Here is a 20,514-nt window from a genome sequence, read left to right as displayed (position 1 = left end):
TGTTAACCTGCGCTGCGGCAGGTGGCAGGTGTGAGCCGTGCATTTATCTCGGGTTGTCGTCCGTGTGGCGGTGGCCTTTTTTTGTGTGTGGCCATCGACTCGGGAAACAGTCAATTAAGGGCCGGGAAACATGGCGGCAATCAACTGGGCAGAGTCTTTTCCTGCCCGGAAGTCCACTGCGGACCGCCACGGTGACGTCCCACCCGTCGCCCGGCGGTCCCGCTGACGAGTATCGCGACCGCACCGATTACCAATCATTGACAGCAATACCTGCCGGCCAGTGCGGGTCGGCACGGAAATCGTCCGGCGAACATCGCTCCGCAGGGAGATTGAATGTCACAGTTCCGGGGCCGCCGCATCCTGGCGGGCGCCATGACCCTGATCGCCGCCGCCGCGCTCGCCGGTTGCGGCAGCAAGACCTCCGACGAGAAGTCCACCGCCGGTGTCAGCGCCGACGTCTCCGGCGACACCGTCAAGGTGGGCCTGCTCAACTCGCTCTCCGGCACCATGGCCATCAGCGAGGTCACCGTGCGGGACTCCATCATGCTGGCCGTCGAGGAGATCAACGCCGCCGGTGGGGTCCTGGGCAAGAAGATCGTGCCGGTCGGTGAGGACGGCGCCTCGGACTGGCCCACCTTCGCCGAGAAGGCCGAGAAGCTGATCTCCCAGGACCGGGTCGCCGCCGTCTTCGGCTGCTGGACCTCGGCCAGCCGCAAGGCGGTCAAGCCGGTCTTCGAGAAGAACAAGGCGCTGCTGTTCTACCCCGTGCAGTACGAGGGGCTGGAGCAGTCGCCGTACATCTTCTACACCGGGGCCACCACCAACCAGCAGATCGTGCCGGGCCTGGACTACCTCAAGGCGCAGGGCAGGAAGTCGGTCTACCTGGTGGGCAGCGACTACGTCTTCCCGCGTACCGCCAACAAGATCATCAAGGCGTATGCGGCGGCGAACGGGATGACGGTGCTCGGCGAGGACTACGCCCCGCTCGGCTCCACCGAGTTCGGCACCATCGTCAACAAGGTCCGCTCCGCGAAGGCCGACGCGGTGTTCAACACCCTCAACGGCGACAGCAACGTGGCGTTCTTCAAGGAGTACACCTCCGCCGGGCTCACCGCCGCGAGCATGCCCGTGGTGTCGGTGTCGATCGCCGAGGAGGAGGTCAAGGGGATCGGCACCCAGTACCTCGCCGACCAGCTGACCGCCTGGAACTACTACCAGACCACGCCGGGCGCGGCGAACCAGACGTTCGTCGCCGCCTACAAGGCGAAGTACGGCGCGGACAAGCCGACCAGCGACCCGATGGAGGCCGCCTACGTCGCGGTGCACCTGTGGAAGGCGATGGTGGAGAAGGCCGGCTCCTTCGAGGTGGAGAAGGTCCGGACCGCCTCCGGCGGGATCACCTACGACGCCCCGGAGGGCCTGGTCACCGTGGACGGCCCCACCCAGCACATCGCCAAGACCGCCCGGATCGGCAAGGTCGGCCGTGACGGGCTGATCACCGAGGTGTGGAACTCCGGCAAGCCGATCACGCCCGACCCGTACCTGAAGAGCTACCCCTGGGCGAGCGGCCTGAGCTGACCGATCCCGGCCCGGACGGGAGGCACCCCCGTCCGGGCCGACCCACCACTTCGGAGCGCGAACGTGACAGTCCTCTTCGCCCAGCTCTTCACCGGCATCAGCATCGGCGCGGTGCTCCTGCTCATCGCCCTCGGCCTGGCGCTGACCTTCGGCCAGATGAACGTCATCAACATGGCGCACGGCGAGTTCATCATGGCCGGCGCGTACACCACGTACGTCATCCAGCAGACCGTGACCGCCGCCGGCTGGTCGCTGCTGGTGGCGCTGCCGGTCGCCTTCGTGGTCGCCGGCACCATGGGCGTGCTGCTGGAGGTGTCGCTGATCCGCCGCCTCTACGCCCGCCCGCTGGACACCCTGCTGGTCACCTGGGGCGTCTCGCTGATGCTCCAGCAACTGGCCCGGGACGTCTTCGGCAGCCCCAACGTGCAGACCCGCGCCCCGGCGTTGCTGACCAGCAACGTGTCCCTGCCCGGCGGGCTCACCGTCGCCAACAACCGGCTGTTCATCCTGGTCCTGGCCCTGGCCGCCGTACTGGCGCTGACCCTGGCCCTGCGACTGACCCCGCTCGGGCGGCGGATCCGGGCGGTGGTGCAGAACCGCGACCTCGCCGCCGTCTCCGGCATCCCCACCGCCCGGGTCGACCGGACCACCTTCTTCATCGGCTCCGGGCTGGCCGGCATCGCCGGGGTGGCGCTGACCCTGCTCGGGCCGATCGGCCCGACGATGGGCACCAACCTCATCATCGACGCCTTCCTGGTCGTCGTGGTCGGCGGCATCGGCCAGCTCAAGGGCAGCGTGATCGTCGCCTTCGCGCTGGGCGTGCTCCAGGCCGCCGGCGAGTACCTCACCACCCTCAGCGTCGCCAAGGTGATCGTCTTCGTGGCGATCGTGGCCTTCCTCCAGTGGCGGCCCCAGGGCCTGTTCACCCTGCGTACCAGGAGCCTCGCATGACCGCCGCGCCGCTGGTCCGCACCGATCCCGCCGCCGTCGCCGGGTCGCCGCCCGGCCGGCGGGGCCGCCGGTTCGACGGCCCCGCCCGGACCGCCGTCGGGTTCGCCCTCGGCGCGGCGCTGCTGTTCGCCGTCGCCCCGCTGGCCCTGTCGGACTTCCGGCTGTCGCTGCTGGCCAAGTACCTCTGCGTCGCGATGGTCGCGATCGGCATCGGCATCGCGTGGGGCCGGGGCGGCATGCTCACCCTCGGCCAGGGGGTGTTCTTCGGCCTGGGCGGCTACGCGATGGCCATGCACCTCAAGCTCGCCGACGCCGGCCCCGGCCAGCTGCCCGACTTCATGCAGCTCTACGGCCAGCTCGACGAGCTGCCGCTGTGGTGGCGGCCGTTCGCCAGCCCCTGGGTCGCGCTGCCGGCCACCGTGCTGCTGCCGATGGCGGTCGCGTTCGGCCTCGGCTCCCTGGTCTTCCGCCGTCGGGTGCGCGGCGCCTACTTCGCCATCCTCAGCCAGGCGCTCGCCGCCGCGATGGTGATCCTGCTGGTCGGCCAGCAGGGCACCACCGGCGGCACCAACGGGCTCACCGACATCCAGGGCTTCTTCGGGTACGACCTGGACGACCCGGTCAACCAGCGGATGGTCTACTTCATCATCGCCGCCAGCCTGCTCGCGCTGCTGGCGCTGGCCCGGCAGCTCATCCGCAGCCGCTACGGCGAACTGCTGGTGGCGGTCCGCGACGGCGAGGAACGGGTCCGCTTCCTCGGCTACGACCCGGCCGGCGTCAAGCTGGTCGGCTACGTGGTGGCCGCCGGGATGGCCGGGTTGGCCGGGGCGCTCTTCGTCCCGGCGGTGGGGATCGTCTCGCCCGCGCTGATCGGCATCGTCCCGTCCATCGAGTTCGTCATCGGCGTCGCGGTCGGTGGCCGGGCCACCCTGCTCGGCCCGGTGCTCGGCGCGGTGGCGGTGGCCTGGGCGCGTACCGCCCTGTCGGAACGCTTCCCGGGCACCTGGACGTACCTGCAGGGGTTGCTGTTCGTGCTGGTGGTGGCGTTCCTGCCGGGCGGCCTGGCGTCGCTGTGGGCACTGGCCCGCCGCCGGACGGGCCCGGCCGGCTCCCGCCGGTGGTGGCGGCGGACCCGGCCGGCGGAGCCCGTCGGGTCCACCGAGCCGGCCGAGAACCGGACGGAGGTGTCGGCGGCATGACCGGCGAACGGCTCGACGGCCTGTGCGTACGCGACCTGCGGGTCACCTTCGACGGCTTCACCGCCGTCGACGGGGTGGACCTGGACGTCCCGCCCGGCGACATCCGCTTCCTGATCGGCCCCAACGGGGCGGGGAAGACCACCCTGGTCGACGCCGTGACCGGGCTGGTCCGGGCCACCGGCTCGGCCCGCTTCGGCGACCGGGAACTGCTCGGCCGGGACGTGCACCGCATCGCCCGGCTCGGCATCGGCCGCACCTTCCAGACCGCCTCGGTCTTCGAGGAGCTGACCGTGGTGCAGAACCTCGACATCGCCGCCGGCGCCGCCCGGAGCTGGTGGACGCTGGCCCGGCGGCGCGGCCGGATTCCCGACGAGGTGGCCGCCGCGCTGGAGACCATCGGCCTGGCCGACCGGGGCGACCAGCCGGCCGGCGCGCTGGCGCACGGGCAGAAGCAGTGGCTGGAGATCGGCATGCTGCTGGTCTCCGACGCCCGGCTGCTGCTGCTCGACGAGCCGGTCGCCGGGATGAGCCACGAGGAACGCGACGCCACCGGCGCGTTGCTGGAGGCGGTCAGCCGGGACCGCACCGTGGTGGTCATCGAACACGACATGGACTTCCTGCGCCGCTTCGCCCGCAGCGTGACCGTGCTGCACGCCGGGAAGGTACTCAGCGAGGGCACCGTCGCCCAGGTCCAGGCGGACCCCCGGGTGCAGGAGGTCTACCTCGGCGTCGACACCGCAGCGGAGGCGTGATGTTGGAGTTGCGTGGCGTACACGCCGGCTACGGGCGCAGCGAGGTGCTGCACGGGGTGGACGTGGCCGTTCCCGTCGACGGGGTGGCCGCCGTGCTCGGCCACAACGGCGCGGGCAAGAGCACCCTGCTGCGGGTCGCCGTCGGACTGCTGCGTCCCCGAGCCGGCGCGGTCGTCCTCGACGGCGAGGACGTCACCAGGCTCGCCCCGCATCAGCGGGTGGCCCGGGGCCTGGCGTACGTGCCGCAGGGGCAGCAGTGCTTTCCGCACCTGACGGCGGCGGAGAACCTGCGGCTGGTGGCCGACGGTCGCCGCGACGGGGCCGCCGCCACCGCCGAGGCGTTGGACCTGTTCCCGGCGCTGCGTACCCTGCTGCGCCGGCGGGCCGGTCTGCTCTCCGGCGGCCAGCGCCAGCAGTTGGCCATCGCCCGCGCGCTGGTCACCCGGCCCCGGCTGCTGCTGCTCGACGAACCCACCGAGGGTATCCAACCCTCGGTGGTCGCCGAGATCCAGGACCGGATCGTCGAGCTGGCCACCCGGGCCGACATCCGGGTGCTGCTGGTGGAGCAGCACCTGGGCTTCGCGCTGCGGGTGGCGACCCGGCACTACGTGCTGGAGTCCGGTCGGGTCACCGCCTCCGGCGACGGCGGCAGCGCCGCCGAACAGTCGGTCCGCCAGGCGCTCGCGGTCTGAGCGCCAGGGCCGGGACGCCGGCGCTGAAGCGCCAGGGTCGGGGATGCCGGTGCTGACCGGTCACCCCGACGCGTCCGCCTGAGTGTCCGTTAAAATGTATATGTATCGATGAAATGGAGTGTGGTTCAGCCGTCCGTGGAGCATTGGAGTGACTGTGCGGAATCTGCTCGTCCAGGTGCTGGGCATCGCGACCGCGATCTCCCTCGGTGCCTTCGGCGCCCCGCCGCCGATCCCCGACCGGACAGCCGAGGTGCCGATCCTCCACCAGGCGGCCGATACACCGGGCAGAGATGCGCTGGGCAGCGATACACCGGGCAGCGATGCGGCGGTGGCGGACTCGCCCGACGACCTGACCGGCGACATCGTCTTCTCCGTGCCGAGCGGCACCTTCGAGGGTGAACTCACCGTCTCGTTGCAGACGAGCGTGACCGGTGCCGAGATCCGCTACACGACCGACGGGGCGTTGCCCCGGGCGGACTCCCGGCGGTACGACGGGACACCGTTGCTGTTGTCCGGCACCACCCAGCTGCGGGCGTGGGCGTTCGTCGACGGAGCGCCGACCGGTGACCCGGGCACCGCCCTCTACGTCGAGCGGGCCGTGGACGTCAGCCTCGACCTGCCGATCCTGCTGATCGACGGGTACGGCCAGGGAGCGCCGGGGCGGGAGTTCGTCGACGCCGCCGGCCTGCTCTTCGCGCCGACCGGGGGGCACGCCTCGTTCTCGGCGCCGCCCGCCCTCGCCACCCGGATCGGTTACCACCTGCGCGGTACGTCGAGTTCCCTGTTCGACAAGCCCCAGTACCGGGTCGAGTTCCGGGACAACGAGGACGACGACGTCGACTATCCGGTGCTGGGGATGCCCGCCGAGTCCGACTGGGCGCTGCGGGGGCCCTACCCCGACAAGGCGCTGATCCGGGAGGCGCTCACCTTCGACCTGGCCCGCGAGATGGGGTTCCAGACGCCCCGGTACGCCTTCGTCGAGTTGTACCTCAACGTCGCGGACCGGCCGGTCAGCGCCGAGGACTACCTGGGCGTCTACATGATCGTCGAGACCATCAAGAACTCGAAGAACCGGCTCGACCTGAAGGACCTCGATCCCGACGACGTCACCCTGCCGGCGATCTCCGGCGGGTACATCTTCAAGTTCGAGTGGATGACGGCCGAGGAGCCGGTCCTCGAGTGCGAGGGACGGTCCGCGACCTGCTGGCACTTCCTGGAGGTGGTCGATCCGTCACCCCTGCAACCGGAACAGCAGGCCTGGCTCACCGGGCATCTCCAGCAGTTCAACGACCTGATGCAGTCGCGCCGCTTCGCCGATCCGACAACGGGCTATCCCGCCTGGATCGACGTGGGATCGTTCGTCGACTCGTTGATCATCAACGAGCTGACCCGCAACTTCGACGCCTACGCCCGCAGCTCGTACTTCTACAAGGACCGGGGCGGCAAGATCACCGCCGGCCCGCTGTGGGACCTCGACATCACCTACGGCATCGGTGGCGGGGACAATCTGGAGACCACCGGTTGGCAGTACGAGCAGCAACGTTGGCCGAAGCCCAACAACTGGATCAACAGGCTGGTCACGGACCCCGGGTTCATGGCTCTGGTCCGGGCCCGCTGGGCCGAGCTGCGCCAGGGTCCGCTCTCCGCGGCCCGGCTCGACGCGCGCTTCGCCAGCCTCACCGCGCCGCTGGTCAACGCCGCCGACCGGAACTTCCAGCGATGGCCCAACCTGACCACCGAGAAGATCGGACCCATCGTCACCCCGACCGCCGACACCTGGCAGGGTCAGGTCGCATTCCTGCGGGACTGGATGGCCCGGCGGATGACCTGGCTGGATTCGGCCAGCGGCTGGGCTCTCGCCGCCCCCGGCGTCAGTGGGCAGCCGCCCCGGTAGCACCCACCGGGCACCGGGCCGCCGACCACGCGCGGTGGTCGGCGAGGATCGGCCCGGTGCCCTTCCGCCGCGCCCGGACATTGGACTGCTCGTTCAGGCCAGCCGGATGTCGGCCCCGTCGACGGTCACGGCGCGGGCCGCCAGGGGCTGGCCGGCGGGGCCGCTCTGCACGGCCCCGTCGGCGATGCCGAAGACGCTGTTGTGGCAGCCGCAGACGATGGTGCCGTCCTTGACCGAGGTGACCGTGCAGCCCTGGTGGGTGCAGGTGGCGGAGAACGCCTTGATGGTGCCGGCGGTCGGCTGGGTCACCACCACCCCCTCGGTCTTGAAGATCTTGCCGCCGCCGACCGGGATGTCCGCCACCGCGGCCAGTGCCGCGGGCGCGGGCGGCTGCTCGCCGGGCGCGGCGGAGGAACCGTCCGCCCCGGCGGAGGGCCCGGCCGCGCCCGGCGAGGCGGCGGACGGTCCGCCTGCCGGCGGAGCGGCGACCGGCGCCGCCGCTTCGCCGTAGGTCTGACAGCCGGTGAGCAGGGCGGCCACGCCCACCCCACCGGCTCCGGCCAGCAGGGTCCGCCGGGGCGGACAACCGGCCCCACGTTCGTCGCACATCTGTGTGCCGTACCTCTCCCGAGTCCCGTGCCCATGGTGCGTGCCGGGCATGTCATGCCCGCCCTGCGTCACCTGCCCGCCCTGCGTCACGTGCCCACTCCGAAGGTGGTGAAGTACCACAGCGACGAGGTCACCCAGATTCCCATCAGGATGGTGAAGACCAACCCGCCGACGACCGGCAGCACCCAGCCGGCCAGCCCCCGCTTGGGCAGGACCAGCATCTTGGTGGTGAACACCCCGAAGAAGAGGCAGCCGAGCAGCGAGTGCAGCAGGGTCCGCAGGTCATGGTCGGCGAAGCCCAGCGCGTAGAGGCAGTGCACCGCCACCGGCACGGTCAGCAGGAACGCCACCCGCCCGCTCCACCGGTGCAGCCCGCCCGCCCAGGAGGGCGAGAAGCCGCCGAGCCGGTCCCACATCGCCAGCGCGCTGAACAACTGCACCACGGCGAAGAAGGCCGCCCCGCTGCCCAGCCACACCTTGACCGCCTGCGGACTGGAGAAGCCGGCGACGTTGACCGCGATCCCGGTGGGCTGGTGGACCCGGGCATACGCCCCGATGGCCACCGCGACCGCCGCCCCGACCAACAGCGGCACGACGACCGAGGCGGGCGGTGCGCCGGCGGGGACGGGCGGGGTCACGACGGGCGGGGGGTCGGACAGGACCCGGACGGTCGGCCCGTCGCCCGCGCCGCGTCCCACGTCGGTCTCGAACCTCTGGCGGGCTGTCATCACTCACCGGCGTCCGGGTCGGCCGCCACCGGCGTCGCGGTGACGGTCCGGCCGTCCAGGATGGTGGTGCCGAACGCGGGGTCCAGCGGCGGGGCCGACACCGGCGTGCCGTCGCGGGTGACCACCCCGATCTGGCTGCCGTCGGGCAGCATGATCCAGCCGCCGTCGACGCCGGACCGGCGCTGCTGCGAGGTGGCCCGGTAGAGCACCGGGTCGGGCTTGCCGGTCTGCTTGGCGGTGAACTTCCACCGGCGCTGACCCACCACCATCTCGCCGGAGGCGACACCGTTGCTGAAGGTGCCGGTGAGCACGGCACCCTTCTTGCCGGTCAACTTCATCCGGCCGTCGGCGGCGGTGCCGTTGAGCCACACCTCCAGGCTCTTGCCGTCACAGACGTACGCCACCGCCTTGCCGTCGGTGACGGTGATCGCGATGGTGGCGCCGCCGTCGAGCCGTCCGGTCCAGTTGGAGTCGGCCCCGGCCGCCGGTGGCGGCGTGGTCGGTGGCGGTGTCTCCGGCTGCTCCGCCGGGTCCGCCGGGGTGGCATCCGGTTGCGGACCCTCCGGTGCGGCGGGCGACACGACGGCGGCCTCGGGCGCGGCCGCCGCGGGCGCGGCCGCGCGTGGGTCGACCGTACGCGGTGCCGCCTGGGCGCTCATCGCGAACAGGACGGCGGCCATGCCCGTCCCGGTCAGCAGGGTGAGCAACGGGGTCATGCGCTTCATGAGCAGCTCCCTTCACCGGGATGTACGAAGTCCGGGCGCAGGTCGTTCAATGTCGCGGCGAGATCGCTGCGCCCGGGGTCGACGGGTGCCCGGCCCGTCACCACCGGTGACCGTCCGGATCGGCCGATAGGGTGTCGGCATGGCCACCGCGTTCCCGTACCGCTGCGGGACCGGGTGACCGGTGCCGCCCGTGTCCCTTCCCGAGCAACGGCGTGCCCCCGATCCCGGGGTCGCCCGCCCGTCCGGCCTGGCCGAGTGGTGTGCCCGGATCTCCCGGTCGCGTCCCTTCGAGGCGGCGATCGTGGTGCTCATCATGGCCAACGCGGCGGTGCTCGGGGTGGAGACCTACCCGGACCTCGGTGCGGCCCGACCGGCGCTGCACTGGCTGGAGCTGAGCTTCCGGGCCGCCTTCGTCGCCGAGATCGCCATCCGGGTGCTGGCGTACGGCCGTCGGCCGCAGGACTTCCTGCGGCACGGGTGGAACGTCTTCGACCTGGTGGTGATCGCGGCGATCTTCCTCCCCGGGTTGCACGGCGACTCGGCGCTGCTGCGCGTCGTGCGGGTGGCCCGGGTGCTGCGGCTGGTGCGGTTCTCGCCCGGACTGCGCACCATCGTGGCCGCGCTGTGGCGCAGCCTGCCCGGCGTCGGCGGGTTCCTCGCGCTGGCGATGGTGACGCTCTACGTCTACGGCATGGCCGGTTGGTTGATCTTCGGCCGGGCCTACCCGGAGCAGTACGGTGACATCGGCCGGTCCCTGTTGACCCTGTTCGTGCTGCTGTCCCTGGAGACCCTGCCGGATCTGGTCGAGCAGGGCCTGGCGCTCTCCCCGTGGACCCTCCTCTACTACGTCAGCTATGTGATCATCACGGTCAACCTGCTGCTGAACATCCTGATCGCGGTCATCGTCAACTCGATGGAGGAGGCGCGTCGGCTGGAGATGACCGAGCGGCTGGCGCCCGGGTACGACGCCGACGGCGACGGCGTCCCCGACGAGGTCGACCGGATCGCCCTCACCCAGCGCCTGGACGACCTGCGGGCGGTCATCGCCGAACTGGAACGGGAGCTGCGCATCGACCGCGACGACCCGCCGAGCCGCCACCGGTCGGTCCCCGAACGCACCGACGCCCGCTGACGGCCCGTCCCGCTTCGTCGCCGGCCGCAGCTGCCCGTCGACGGCCGCCCGACGTCGGCGTTTCCCATGAAGTGGGACGGCGGCGTGGGCGACCGGACCCTGATCATGATAGGGATGAAGGGGCGCGGGGCCGTTACCGGCCGAGGCCCCTCTGACGGTGGGCGAAGGAGGTCGGCATGCGGTTCGAACGTACGGTCATCCCCGGGGTCGGACTCTGCCAGCGCTTCGCCACCGCGCACGGCCAGCGGGCCGGCGTCATCTCCCATGTTGGCGGGCGGCGCGACGTGGTGATCTACCACCCGGAGGACAGCGACACCGCGCTCTGCACGCTGGTGCTCGACCAGTCCGAGGCGCAGGCCGTCGCCGGGGTGCTCGACCAGGCGGTCACCATCGATCACCTCGCCGAGCTGGAACGCGAGCTGCCCGGCGTCACCGTGGTGCGAATACCCGTCGCCGTGGGCAGTGTGGGCGACGGACGGAGCTGGCGGGACACCGCGCTGTCCGGCCGACCACTGTCGCTGCTGGCGGTGGTCCGGGCCGGCCGGGTCGTCCCGACCCCCGGTGACGACTACGTCCTGCTCGCCGGGGACGAAGTCGTCGTCGCGGGTGCGGAAGTGGCCACCACGACCGCCGCGGACGTGCTCGCCGGCCACTGACCGGGTACCACGACAAACCGACCAACCATGGTGACGCCACCACGCCGGTGGCCGCGCGACACGAGGACGCCCGTCCCCGCGCCGCCGGTCCCGCACAGCCCCGAGCGGGTGGGTGGTTCCCGAGACTGATCTTCGAGGAGGGTGTGTGCTGGTCCTGGTGGCGGTCCACGCACTGGCAGCCGTGGTCGCCCCGGGGCTGGTACGCCGCTGGGGGCGTCGCGCGCTCCACGTCGTCGCGCTGGCCCCGGCTGCCACGCTGGTCTGGGCGCTGACCCGTACCGGTGGTGTCCGGGCGGGTGAACCGGTGGTGGAGACCTGGCCGTGGGTGCCCCGGATCGGTCTGGAGATCGCCCTGCGGATGGGCACCCTGTCCTGGCTGATGGTGGTGCTCGTCGGCGGGGTCGGCGCGCTGGTGCTGGCGTACAGCGCCCGGTACTTCCGCTCCGACGACCCCGGGCTGGGCCGCTTCGCCTCGGTCTTCGTCGCCTTCGCCGGCTCCATGCTCGGCCTGGTCGTCTCCGACGATCTGCTGCTGCTCTACGTCTTCTGGGAACTGACCACCGTCTTCTCGTACCTGCTGATCGGCTACGACCCGGCGAAGCGGGCCAGTCGGCGGGCCGCCATGCAGGCGTTGCTGGTCACCACCCTGGGCGGCCTGGCCATGCTGGCCGGTTTCGTCATGCTGGGCCAGCACGCCGGCAGCTACCGCTGGTCGGTGGTCGCCACCGACCTGCCCGACGGCGGTTACCTGGTCACCGCGCTGATGCTGATCCTGCTCGGCGCGCTGAGCAAGTCGGCGATCGTGCCGTTCAGCTTCTGGTTGCCCGGTGCGATGGCCGCGCCCACCCCGGTCAGCGCGTACCTGCACGCCGCCGCGATGGTCAAGGCCGGGGTGTTCCTGGTCGCGCTGCTCGGCCCGGCGGTCGCCGGGGTCACCGCGTGGCGGGTGGTGCTGCTCGTCGCCGGCCTGGCCACCCTCTTCCTCGGCGCCTGGGTGGCGCTCAGACAGACGGATCTGAAGCTGCTCCTCGCCTACGGCACGGTCAGCCAGCTCGGGCTGCTGATGGTGGTCCTGGGCGCCGGCACCCGCGACGCCGCGCTGGCCGGCGCGGCGATGGTGCTGGCACATGCCCTGTTCAAGGCCACCCTCTTCCTCGTCGTCGGGATCGTCGACCACACCACCGGCACCCGGGACCTGCGCGAACTCAGCGGCCTCGGCCGGCGTGCGCCGGCGTTGGCCGGGGTGGCCGTGCTGGCCGCCGCGTCGATGGCCGGGCTGCCGCCGATGGCCGGCTTCGTCGCCAAGGAGGCGGCGTTCGAGGCGTTCCGGCACGGCGGTACGGCGGACCTGCTGGTGCTGGCCGGGGTGGTGCTCGGTGCGGCGCTGACCGTGGCGTACACGCTGCGTTTCCTCTGGGGCGCGTTCGCCACCAAGCCCGGCGTCGCGCAGACCGACCCGCACCCGGCGGGCCGGTCGTTCCTGGCCGCACCGGCGCTGCTCGCCGTCGCCGGGCTGGCGGTCGGCGTCGCGGCCCCGGCCCTCGACGGGCTGCTCGCCCCGTACGCCGACGGCTTCTCCTCGGACGTGCCCGGCTACCACCTGGCGCTGTGGCACGGCCTGACCCCGGCGCTGGGCCTGTCCGCCCTGGCGGTGGCGGCCGGCGGCGGCCTGTTCCTGCTGCTGCACCGGGGACGGCTGCGGCCGGCGCGGTGGACGCCGCTGGACGGCGCGGCCGGCTACGAGCGGGTGGTCGCCGGGGTGGACCGGCTCGCGGTGGAGCTGACCGGCGCGACCCAGCGCGGATCACTGCCGTTCTACCTCGGGATCATCCTGGTGGTGCTGGTCGTGCTGCCCGGCGGGGCGCTGCTCACCGGCGGCCCGTGGCCCCGGCAGTTCCGCGCCTGGGACACCCCGTTGCAGGCCGTCGTCGCCGCCCTGGTGATCGTCGCCGCCGTGATGGCGGCCCGTGCGCTGCGTCGACTCACCGCGATGATCCTGGTCGGCGTCGCCGGCTACGGCACCGCCCTGATGTTCGTCCTGCACGGAGCGCCGGACCTGGCCTTGACCCAGTTCCTGGTGGAGACCGTCACCATCGTCATGTTCGTGCTGGTGCTGCGCCGGCTGCCGGTGAAGTTCTCCGAACGGCCGATCCGGGCCAGCCGGCGCGGCCGGATCGCGATCGGGGTCGCCGTCGGCGCGGTGGTGTCCGGAATGGCCTGGGTGGCGGCGAGCGGCCGGCTGGCCACCCCGATCTCCGACCGGTTCCCCGACGAGGCGGTCTCCTACGGCGGCGGCAAGAACGTGGTCAACGTGACCCTGGTCGACATCCGGGCCTGGGACACCATGGGTGAGATCGCCGTGCTGGTGGTGGCGGCCACCGGCGTGGCCAGCCTGATCTTCCGTCGCTCCCGTGACCTGGACCGGCGCAGCGCCGTCCCCGGCCCCCGGCCGGCCGGCGGCGGGCCGCGCTGGCTGACCGCCGGCTTCGAGGCGCACCGGCACTCGGTGATCCTCCAGGTGGTCACCCGGCTGCTCTTCCACGCCATCGTGCTCTTCTCGGTCTACCTGCTCTTCTCCGGTCACAACGCCCCCGGCGGCGGGTTCGCCGCCGGGCTGGTCGCCGGCCTGGCCCTGGCCGTGCGCTACCTGGCCGGTGGCCGCCGCGAACTCAACGCCGCCGCGCCGGTCGACGCCGGCGCGGTGCTCGGCGCGGGGCTCTTCCTCGCCGTCGGCACCGGAGTGGTCGCGATGCCCCTGGGCGGGGAGTTCCTGCAGAGCGCGGTGCTCGACTTCCATCTGCCGCTGCTCGGCCACGTCCACTTCGTCTCGTCGGTCTTCTTCGACGTCGGCGTCTACCTGATCGTGGTCGGCCTGGTGCTGGACATCCTGCGCAGTCTCGGCGCGGAGATGGACCGCCAGCAGGAGGATGCCCGCGACGACGTACGGGACAAGGAGCTGGTGTGACCCCCAACCTCACCTACATCGTGGTGGTCGGTGTGCTCTTCGCCGCCGGGGTGACCCTGCTGCTGGAACGCAGCCTCACCCGGGTGCTGATGGGCGTCATCCTGCTCGGCAACGGCGCCAACCTGCTGCTGCTCACCGGTGGCCGGGCCGGTGGCCCGCCGATCGTCGGCACCACCGACGCCGCGGAGATGAGCGACCCGCTGCCCCAGGCGATGGTGCTCACCGCCATCGTCATCACCCTCGGCATGACCGCGTTCCTGCTGGCGCTGTCGTACCGCAGCTGGCACCTCAACGGCCACGACGAGGTGCAGGACGACGTGGAGGACCGCCGGATCATGGACCTGGCCGACCGGGACGAGGGGCCGGGCACCGACGACGCCGACCAACCCGACTCCGACGACCAGTCCGATCCCGACGACCAGTCCGATCCCGACGACCGGCGGGAACCGGTGGCGGTGCCGGCCGAACGGGGGCGGGGCGCGTGAACTACCTCGTCCCCCTGCCGGTGGTGATGCCGCTGCTCGGCGCGGCCCTGACCCTGCTGCTGGCCAGCCGGCCCCGCGCGCAGCGGTGGGTCAGCCTCACCGTGCTCACCGCGACCGTCGCGGTGGCCGCCACCCTGCTGGTCCGCTCCTCGATCGACGGGCCGCTCGTCGTCGAGGTCGGCGGTTGGGCCGCGCCGTTGGGTATCGTGCTCGTCGCCGACCAGCTCGCCGCGTTGATGCTGGTGGTCTCCGCCGCCGTCACCCTCTGCGTGCTGGTGTACTCCATCGGCCAGGGTCTGGCCGACGGGCACGAGGACACCCCGCTGTCGGTCTACCACCCCACCTACCTGGTGCTCACCGCCGGCGTGTGCAACGCCTTCCTCTCCGGCGACCTGTTCAACCTCTACGTCGGCTTCGAGATCCTGCTGGTGGCCAGCTACGTGCTGCTCACCCTGGGCAGCACCGAGACCCGGATCCGGGCCGGCACCACGTACGTCGTGGTCAGCCTGCTGTCGTCGTTGATCTTCCTGGTCGCGATCGGGCTGGTCTACTCCGCCACCGGCACCCTCAACCTGGCCCAGCTCGTCGACCGGCTCGACGCGCTGCCCGACGACCTGCGGCTGGTGCTCCAGGGGATGCTGCTGCTCGCCTTCGGCATCAAGGCGGCGGTCTTCCCGTTGTCGGCGTGGCTGCCCGACAGCTACCCGACCGCGCCCGCGCCGGTCACCGCCGTCTTCGCCGGCCTGCTCACCAAGGTCGGCGTGTACGCCATCATCCGTACCGAGACGCTGCTGTTCCCCGGCGGCCGGACCGCGGACCTGCTGCTGGTGGTGGCGGCGCTGACCATGCTGGTCGGCATCCTCGGCGCGGTCGCCCAGTCCGACATCAAACGACTGCTGTCGTTCACCCTGATCAGCCACATCGGCTACATGCTGTTCGGGGTGGGGCTCAGCTCGTCGCTCGGGCTGGCCGCCGCGATCTTCTACGTGGTGCATCACATCACCATCCAGACCACCCTCTTCCTCGCCGCCGGACTTGTCGAACGCCGGGGCGGCAGCACCGCGCTGGACCGCCTCGGCGGGCTGGCCCGGCTGTCGCCGCTGCTCGCCGTGCTGTTCTTCGTCCCGGCGCTGAACCTGGCCGGGATACCACCCTTCTCCGGTTTCCTCGGCAAGCTCGGACTGGTCCAGGCCGGCGTCGACGACGGCGGCCCGCTGGCCTGGGTGCTGGTCGCGGGTGGGTTGGTGACCAGCCTGCTCACCCTCTACGCCATCGCCCGGGTGTGGAACCTGGCGTTCTGGCGTCGCCCGCACCCGGAGATGCCCGAACCACAGGACAGCGTGCACACCGTCCGCACCGACGGCGTGGAGCAGCCCTACCGGGGGCCGGACCGCGACGCCCACCCCGGTGCGATGCTGCCCCGCCTGATGATCGCGCCGACGGTCGCCCTGGTGGCGCTCGGGTTGGCGCTGACCGTGGTGGCCGGGCCGCTGTTCGACCTCAGCTCCGACGCCGCCGACGACCTGCTGCGTCGCACCCCGTACGTCGAGGCCGTCTACCCCGGGGGTACGCCGTGAGCCACGATCCGTTTCCGTCGCAGCAACCCGGGGACCGGCCACCGCCGCCGCAACCGGGTGACCTGCCGCCGCCGGAGCATCCCGAGGACCTGCCGCTGTCCCCGGCGGCCCGTCGCCGTAACCGGGCCGTCGCGATGATCGTCCTGGTCACCGTCTGGGTGCTGCTCTGGGGAACGCTGAGCTGGGCCAACGTGCTCGGTGGGCTGGTCGTGGCGCTGGTGGTGCTGACCGTCTTCCCGCTGCCCCCGGTGACCTTCGCCGGGCGGCTGCACCCGCTGCCGCTGCTGCGGTTCACGCTGCGCTTCCTGCGGGACCTGGTGGTGGCGAGCGTCCAGATCGCGGCGCTGGCGCTGCGGTTCGGACACACCCCCCGGGGCGCGATCATCGCGGTGCCGCTGCGGGTCCGCTCCGACCTCAACCTGACCCTGACCGGGGAGGCGCTGTCCCTGGTGCCCGGCAGCCTCATCGTCGAAGCCGACCGGGACACCGGCACCCTCTACGTCCACGTCCTCGGCGTGCGCACCCGCGACGAGGTCGAACAGTTCCGGCACGGCGTGCTGGAGTTGGAGGCCCGGCTGATCGAGGCGATCGGCTCGGCGCAGGAACAGGCCCTGATCCGCGCGCACCCACCGTCCGCACTGGAAGGGACTTCGAGATGACCGCTGTCGCCGTGATCGTCACCGTGCTGCTGGCGGTGGCCGGCGCGCTCACCCTCACCCGGATCGTCCGGGGGCCGTCCGTGCTCGACCGGGCGGTCGCCACCGACGTGCTGCTGGCCATCGTGGTGGCCGCGGTGGCGACCGAGGCCGCCTACAGCAGGGACGCGACCGCGTTGCCCATCCTCGTGGTGCTGGCCATTCTGGGTTTCGTCGGTTCGGTCAGCGTCGCCCGGTTCGCCGCCCGCCGGAACGACAAGTGAGCGTCGACGCGGTGCTGGACGTCGTGGCCGCCGGTCTGCTGCTCGGCGGTGCGCTGCTCAGCCTCGCCGCCGGGGTCGCCCTGGTCCGCTTCCCCGACCTGCTGTCCCGGATGCATGCGGCGGCCAAACCACAGGTCCTCGGCCTGCTGCTGGTGCTGCTCGGCTGCGCGCTTCGGCTGCGTACCGGGGTGGACGTCACCACGCTGGTGCTGGTCGGCGCGTTTCAGCTCGCCACCGCGCCGGTCGCCGCGCACATGATCGGCCGGGCCGGCTACCCGCACGACCAGATCCGCACCGACCTGCTGATCACCGACGAACTCGCCGCCCACCTCGACCGGCTCCACGCCGACCGTCGAGACTGACCCGGGCCGGTCAGGGTGCCTTGACGACCTCCCGGCCGAGCGGCCAGAACGCCGCCGGGACGAGCTTGATGTTGGCGATGCCGAACGGGATGCCGATGATCGTGACGCAGAGCGCGATCCCGGCGACCAGGTGGGACAGCGCCAGCCACCAGCCGGCCAGCAGCACCCACAGCACGTTCGCCAGCCCGGACGGGACGCCCGCGCCCGGCTTGGTGACCAGCGTGCGGCCGAACGGCCACAGCGAGTACGAGGCCAGCCGCAGCGAGGCGACCCCGAACGGGATGGTGATGACGAGGACGAAGCAGATCACCGCGGCGACGAAGTAGCCGAGCGCCAGCACGATTCCGCCACCGAGGATGAGCCACAGCACGTTCAGGACGAAGCGAATCATTCCTCCATAGTGACCAGCGCCCGCCACCGTGCCGACGGGGCCGGGCGGAGATCCGTCGACCGGGCTCGAACCGGCGTCCAACCGGTCCCTAGCCGGCCGCTCCACCACTGAGCTACGACGGATCTCCGCGGTCCCACCGACTGGGCTCGAACCAGCGTCCACCCGGTGAAGAGCCGGGCGCTCTACCACTGAGCTACGGCGGGGCACCGGCGATGCTGCCGGATCAAGGGGTCGGCTGTCCACCGGATTGCGGTAGCTCACGGAGGACCACGTCGGCCGGTACCTGGATCGCGCTGTCGCGCATCGGACGGCCGGAGAAGACGCCGGCCGAGCGCAGGGCCGCCGCCCACACCGGGTCGACGACGGCCACCCCGTGCACGAGTTCCGGGGTCGGCCGGAAGGTGCCGACCGCCCCGGCCGGTCGGGGTGCCAGCCACCCGGACCGCTCGGCGTCGACGCCGGCCTCGGCGCAGGCCGCCGCCACGTCCGCCCGGGTACAGGTGGCGGTGCCGTCGAGGACGTCCCAGGGCAGCGGCAGCCGCGCCCAGACCGTCGTGTCGGGGTGCAGGCCCCCGCCGGTGGACCGGTGCCAGGCCGCGAGGTCCGCCGCGATCAGCAGCATCACCTTGCCCGGACAGGCCACGTCGAGCAGGTCGAGGCTACCGGTGGCGGCCAGGGTGGCGATCCACGCCGCGCGGGCGGTGTTGTACGCGCCGCAGAGCAGGTTCCACGTCGACGAGTCGTTGCCCCGGCGGACGACCATCGTGGCCCGGTCGAACTCGCTGGCCGACCAGATCCAGGCCAGCAACGCGGCGACCTGGCGCATGGTGGCCCACCAGCGGCCCAGCAGCTCACCACGTTGCCGGTCGGTGAGCCGGGCGAGGACCTGCGGGGTCGGATGGACCTGCGCGATCATCCACCAGTCCGTGTCGGGGGCGGCAACACACTGCCGGAACAGCAGATCCGCGATCTCGTCGTACGGGTTGTCCCGTCCGGACAGGGTGAACTCGCGGCGCAGCTTGCGCCGGGCGGTGAGGTACGCGACGAAGCAGGCGGCCCAGGGATCGGCCACGAAGGTCGCCGGCGGGAGACCGGCGGCGAACCCGGAGCGGGCCACCAGGGTGAGCTGCCGCCGGGTCTGCCCGGCTCGGAGCCGTCCGGCCTTGGCGGCCACCCGCCGGGTCACCCGGAACCGCCTGTTGTACTGCCGCTTGGACAGCTCGATTCCGGCGGCGACCCGGTCCGCCCGGTTCAGCCGGTCCCGCTGGAAGTCGAGCCGGTGCGCGTCCCGCACGCCGAGGGACTCGCCGAGCCGGCGGGTGAAGTCGAGCAGTGACGTCGGATCGTCCGGGTCGACGCCGTCGTCGGGCAGCGCGAACAGTCGCCGCGCCGCGTCGACCTGGCGGGTGCCGCCGACCGGGCGGGCGAAGTCGTCCGACATGGAACTCTCACCGTGCCACCGGGACGCCGCGCGGGCGGCTCGGCCCAGCAGCATGCGGTCGCGCTGGTCGAGCCGGTCGCCGACGGCCCGGAACACCAGGTGGGCGACCTCCTCCGGTCGGGGCCGCCGGTCGAGGGTGGCGTACAGCGCGATCAGCGCGTCCGACGGGGACAGTTCGGCGAGGGACATGCGGGTGATGGTGGCAGCGGCCGGGAGCCGACGCCAATCTGATTCGTCGGCGCTGGTCGCCGCATGGGCAGGGGGTGACCGTTCGATGACATCTCTGGTCATGGTGTTGTTCATTTCTTGCAATGATCTGACGTAGGATTCGCGTCGTGACGAAGCGGTTGACGGAGGTGGCCCGCAAGGCGGGCGTCAGCGAGGCCACGGTGAGCCGGGTGCTCAACGGTCGGGGCGGGGTCTCCGAGGCGACCCGGACGGCGGTGCTCACCGCCCTCGACGTGCTCGGCTACGAGCGCCCGACCAAGCTGCGCGGCCAGCGCGCCCGCCTGGTCGGGCTGGTGCTGCCCGAGTTGCAGAACCCGATCTTCCCGGCCCTCGCCGAGGTGGTGACGGGCTCGCTGGCCCAGCGTGGGTTCACCCCGGCGCTCTGCGCCCGCACCATCGGCGGGGTGCCCGAGTCGGACTACGTGGAGATGCTGCTGGACCACCAGGTCTCCGGCGTCATCTTCGCCGGCGGCTCGTACGCGCTGGCGGACGCGACGCACGACCACTACCGGCGGCTGACCGACCGGGGACTGCCGGTGGTGCTGGTCAACGCCGGAGTGGACGAGTTGACCTTCCCCCGGGTGTCGACCGACGACGCGGTCGCCGTCGAGCAGGCGTACGGGCACCTGCGGTCGCTGGGGCACCAGCGCATCGGTCTGGTGCTCGGCCCGGAGGACCACGTGCCGTCGCGGCGCAAGCTGGCGGCGATGGCGCAGGTCGCCGGCTGGGACGAGCCGGGGGAGTGGGTGGAGCGGTCCAGCTTCTCCATGGAGGGGGCCCGGGTGGCGGCGGCGAAGCTCGTCCAGCGCGGGGTGACCGGCATCATCTGCGCCAGCGACGTGCTGGCGCTGGGCGCGATCCGGGCGGTGCGCCGCCTCGGCTGCGCGGTGCCGGCGGACGTCTCGGTGGTCGGCTTCGACGACTCGGCGTTCATGACCTGCACCGACCCGCCGCTGACCACGGTGCGGCAGCCGATCGAGACGATGGGCCAGGCGGCGGTGGACCTGCTGGTGACCCAGATCGACGGGGCCGGGGTGCTCCCCGACGAGTTGCTCTTCGAACCGGAACTGGTGGTCCGGGGCTCCACCGCCCCGGCCCGCGCCGCCGGCTGACCGACCTCCGGCGGTGCCCCGCGCGCACGCCCCCGGCGGCCGTTGGCCGATGACCGGACGGTGCCGCCGGGAGGACGAACCTCCCGGCGGCACCTGCCCGGCCCGCACCGGTTACCCG

20 protein-coding genes and 2 tRNA genes are annotated in these 20,514 nt (G+C 72.1%); 15 read left to right on the top strand and 7 right to left on the bottom strand.

Annotated features, from left to right (window positions below; all coding sequences use genetic code 11):
• The first annotated feature begins 333 nt into the window (after window positions 1-333).
• The 6 genes from urtA (at window position 334) to ACIG87_RS01380 (ending at window position 7,066) form a co-directional block, all read left to right on the top strand.
• On the top strand, window positions 334-1,578 hold the full coding sequence (urtA, locus tag ACIG87_RS01405) for an urea ABC transporter substrate-binding protein (protein WP_396847063.1): 1,245 nt from the start codon (window positions 334-336) through the stop codon (window positions 1,576-1,578).
• A gap of 63 nt (window positions 1,579-1,641) precedes the next feature.
• Window positions 1,642-2,529, top strand: coding sequence for an urea ABC transporter permease subunit UrtB (gene urtB, locus ACIG87_RS01400; RefSeq protein WP_396847061.1), 888 nt, complete (start codon window positions 1,642-1,644; stop codon window positions 2,527-2,529).
• On the top strand, window positions 2,526-3,728 hold the full coding sequence (gene urtC, locus ACIG87_RS01395) for an urea ABC transporter permease subunit UrtC (protein WP_396847059.1): 1,203 nt from the start codon (window positions 2,526-2,528) through the stop codon (window positions 3,726-3,728). Before urtB ends, urtC begins: the two co-directional genes overlap by 4 nt.
• Complete coding sequence (gene urtD, locus ACIG87_RS01390; RefSeq protein WP_396847057.1) at window positions 3,725-4,480, top strand: urea ABC transporter ATP-binding protein UrtD; 756 nt, start codon at window positions 3,725-3,727, stop codon at window positions 4,478-4,480. The genes urtC and urtD overlap by 4 nt, the downstream gene beginning before the upstream one ends.
• The gene (gene urtE / locus ACIG87_RS01385; RefSeq protein ID WP_396847055.1) at window positions 4,480-5,172 is read left to right on the top strand and encodes an urea ABC transporter ATP-binding subunit UrtE; all 693 of its coding nucleotides are present in this window, start codon (window positions 4,480-4,482) and stop codon (window positions 5,170-5,172) included. Before urtD ends, urtE begins: the two co-directional genes overlap by 1 nt.
• 148 nt (window positions 5,173-5,320) lie before the next feature.
• Window positions 5,321-7,066 (top strand): CotH kinase family protein, encoded by a 1,746-nt coding sequence (locus ACIG87_RS01380; RefSeq protein ID WP_396847054.1) that lies wholly within the window; start codon window positions 5,321-5,323, stop codon window positions 7,064-7,066.
• Between the two features lie 93 nt (window positions 7,067-7,159).
• On the opposite strand, the gene ACIG87_RS01375 is transcribed toward ACIG87_RS01380, so the two are convergent.
• The 3 genes from ACIG87_RS01375 to ACIG87_RS01365 form a co-directional block, all read right to left on the bottom strand.
• Window positions 7,160-7,675, bottom strand: coding sequence for a Rieske (2Fe-2S) protein (locus ACIG87_RS01375; RefSeq protein ID WP_396847052.1), 516 nt, complete (start codon window positions 7,673-7,675; stop codon window positions 7,160-7,162).
• Window positions 7,676-7,761: 86 nt separating this feature from the next.
• Complete coding sequence (locus tag ACIG87_RS01370) at window positions 7,762-8,403, bottom strand: DUF6529 family protein (RefSeq protein ID WP_396847051.1); 642 nt, start codon at window positions 8,401-8,403, stop codon at window positions 7,762-7,764.
• The gene (locus ACIG87_RS01365; RefSeq protein WP_396847049.1) at window positions 8,403-9,128 is read right to left on the bottom strand and encodes a hypothetical protein; all 726 of its coding nucleotides are present in this window, start codon (window positions 9,126-9,128) and stop codon (window positions 8,403-8,405) included. The genes ACIG87_RS01370 and ACIG87_RS01365 overlap by 1 nt, the downstream gene beginning before the upstream one ends.
• A gap of 190 nt (window positions 9,129-9,318) precedes the next feature.
• On the opposite strand from ACIG87_RS01365, the gene ACIG87_RS01360 reads away from it, so the two are divergent.
• The 8 genes from ACIG87_RS01360 to mnhG all read left to right on the top strand — a co-directional run bounded on the left by ACIG87_RS01360 (window position 9,319) and on the right by mnhG (window position 17,224).
• Window positions 9,319-10,260 (top strand): ion transporter, encoded by a 942-nt coding sequence (locus ACIG87_RS01360; protein ID WP_396847047.1) that lies wholly within the window; start codon window positions 9,319-9,321, stop codon window positions 10,258-10,260.
• A gap of 176 nt (window positions 10,261-10,436) precedes the next feature.
• Window positions 10,437-10,916 (top strand): potassium transporter TrkA, encoded by a 480-nt coding sequence (locus ACIG87_RS01355; protein ID WP_396847045.1) that lies wholly within the window; start codon window positions 10,437-10,439, stop codon window positions 10,914-10,916.
• 145 nt (window positions 10,917-11,061) lie between these two features.
• Window positions 11,062-13,881, top strand: a complete 2,820-nt coding sequence (locus tag ACIG87_RS01350; protein WP_396847043.1) for a Na+/H+ antiporter subunit A — start codon at window positions 11,062-11,064, stop codon at window positions 13,879-13,881.
• Entirely contained in the window at window positions 13,878-14,366 is a 489-nt protein-coding gene (locus ACIG87_RS01345; RefSeq protein ID WP_396847042.1) for a Na(+)/H(+) antiporter subunit C, read from the top strand. Before ACIG87_RS01350 ends, ACIG87_RS01345 begins: the two co-directional genes overlap by 4 nt.
• Window positions 14,363-15,943 (top strand): Na+/H+ antiporter subunit D, encoded by a 1,581-nt coding sequence (locus ACIG87_RS01340; RefSeq protein WP_396847040.1) that lies wholly within the window; start codon window positions 14,363-14,365, stop codon window positions 15,941-15,943. Before ACIG87_RS01345 ends, ACIG87_RS01340 begins: the two co-directional genes overlap by 4 nt.
• Window positions 15,940-16,602: a Na+/H+ antiporter subunit E gene (locus ACIG87_RS01335; RefSeq protein WP_396847038.1), complete on the top strand. Its 663-nt coding sequence runs from the start codon at window positions 15,940-15,942 to the stop codon at window positions 16,600-16,602. Before ACIG87_RS01340 ends, ACIG87_RS01335 begins: the two co-directional genes overlap by 4 nt.
• Window positions 16,599-16,862: a monovalent cation/H+ antiporter complex subunit F gene (locus tag ACIG87_RS01330; protein ID WP_396847036.1), complete on the top strand. Its 264-nt coding sequence runs from the start codon at window positions 16,599-16,601 to the stop codon at window positions 16,860-16,862. The genes ACIG87_RS01335 and ACIG87_RS01330 overlap by 4 nt, the downstream gene beginning before the upstream one ends.
• Window positions 16,859-17,224: a monovalent cation/H(+) antiporter subunit G gene (mnhG, locus tag ACIG87_RS01325; protein ID WP_396847034.1), complete on the top strand. Its 366-nt coding sequence runs from the start codon at window positions 16,859-16,861 to the stop codon at window positions 17,222-17,224. The genes ACIG87_RS01330 and mnhG overlap by 4 nt, the downstream gene beginning before the upstream one ends.
• Window positions 17,225-17,234: 10 nt before the next feature.
• Here the strand turns inward: mnhG and ACIG87_RS01320 are convergent, their stop codons facing one another.
• From ACIG87_RS01320 to ACIG87_RS01305, 4 genes are all read right to left on the bottom strand, one after another.
• Window positions 17,235-17,615: a YccF domain-containing protein gene (locus ACIG87_RS01320; protein ID WP_396847032.1), complete on the bottom strand. Its 381-nt coding sequence runs from the start codon at window positions 17,613-17,615 to the stop codon at window positions 17,235-17,237.
• Between the two features lie 50 nt (window positions 17,616-17,665).
• A tRNA-Pro gene (locus ACIG87_RS01315) sits at window positions 17,666-17,737 on the bottom strand.
• A 9-nt stretch (window positions 17,738-17,746) separates the two neighbouring features.
• Window positions 17,747-17,818 (bottom strand) — tRNA-Lys (locus ACIG87_RS01310).
• Between the two features lie 20 nt (window positions 17,819-17,838).
• Window positions 17,839-19,245 carry a hypothetical protein gene (locus ACIG87_RS01305; RefSeq protein WP_396847030.1) on the bottom strand — a complete coding sequence of 469 codons (1,407 nt, stop codon included), beginning with the start codon at window positions 19,243-19,245 and terminating at the stop codon, window positions 17,839-17,841.
• 146 nt (window positions 19,246-19,391) lie between these two features.
• On the opposite strand from ACIG87_RS01305, the gene ACIG87_RS01300 reads away from it, so the two are divergent.
• A complete protein-coding gene (locus ACIG87_RS01300) occupies window positions 19,392-20,396 on the top strand; it encodes a LacI family DNA-binding transcriptional regulator (protein ID WP_396847028.1) in 1,005 nt (334 codons plus the stop codon).
• The last annotated feature ends 118 nt before the right edge of the window (window positions 20,397-20,514 follow it).

Origin of the sequence: Micromonospora sp. NPDC051925 (assembly GCF_044548625.1) — a bacterium.
Taxonomy (GTDB): Bacteria; Actinomycetota; Actinomycetes; order Mycobacteriales; family Micromonosporaceae; genus Micromonospora.
This window is presented reverse-complemented; position numbering and strand designations above follow the sequence as displayed.

Bases quoted from the DNA above. Each gene is read 5' to 3' on its own strand.
- ACIG87_RS01355 (WP_396847045.1), top strand. From the start codon at position 10,437: ATGCGGTTCGAACGTACGGTCATCCCCGGGGTCGGACTCTGCCAGCGC.
- ACIG87_RS01305 (WP_396847030.1), bottom strand. From the start codon at position 19,245: ATGTCCCTCGCCGAACTGTCCCCGTCGGACGCGCTGATCGCGCTGTAC.
- ACIG87_RS01370 (WP_396847051.1), bottom strand. From the start codon at position 8,403: ATGACAGCCCGCCAGAGGTTCGAGACCGACGTGGGACGCGGCGCGGGC.
- ACIG87_RS01330 (WP_396847036.1), top strand. From the start codon at position 16,599: ATGACCGCTGTCGCCGTGATCGTCACCGTGCTGCTGGCGGTGGCCGGC.
- urtE (WP_396847055.1), top strand. From the start codon at position 4,480: ATGTTGGAGTTGCGTGGCGTACACGCCGGCTACGGGCGCAGCGAGGTG.
- urtA (WP_396847063.1), top strand. From the start codon at position 334: ATGTCACAGTTCCGGGGCCGCCGCATCCTGGCGGGCGCCATGACCCTG.
- ACIG87_RS01365 (WP_396847049.1), bottom strand. From the start codon at position 9,128: ATGAAGCGCATGACCCCGTTGCTCACCCTGCTGACCGGGACGGGCATG.
- urtD (WP_396847057.1), top strand. From the start codon at position 3,725: ATGACCGGCGAACGGCTCGACGGCCTGTGCGTACGCGACCTGCGGGTC.
- ACIG87_RS01320 (WP_396847032.1), bottom strand. From the start codon at position 17,615: ATGATTCGCTTCGTCCTGAACGTGCTGTGGCTCATCCTCGGTGGCGGA.
- urtC (WP_396847059.1), top strand. From the start codon at position 2,526: ATGACCGCCGCGCCGCTGGTCCGCACCGATCCCGCCGCCGTCGCCGGG.
- ACIG87_RS01375 (WP_396847052.1), bottom strand. From the start codon at position 7,675: ATGTGCGACGAACGTGGGGCCGGTTGTCCGCCCCGGCGGACCCTGCTG.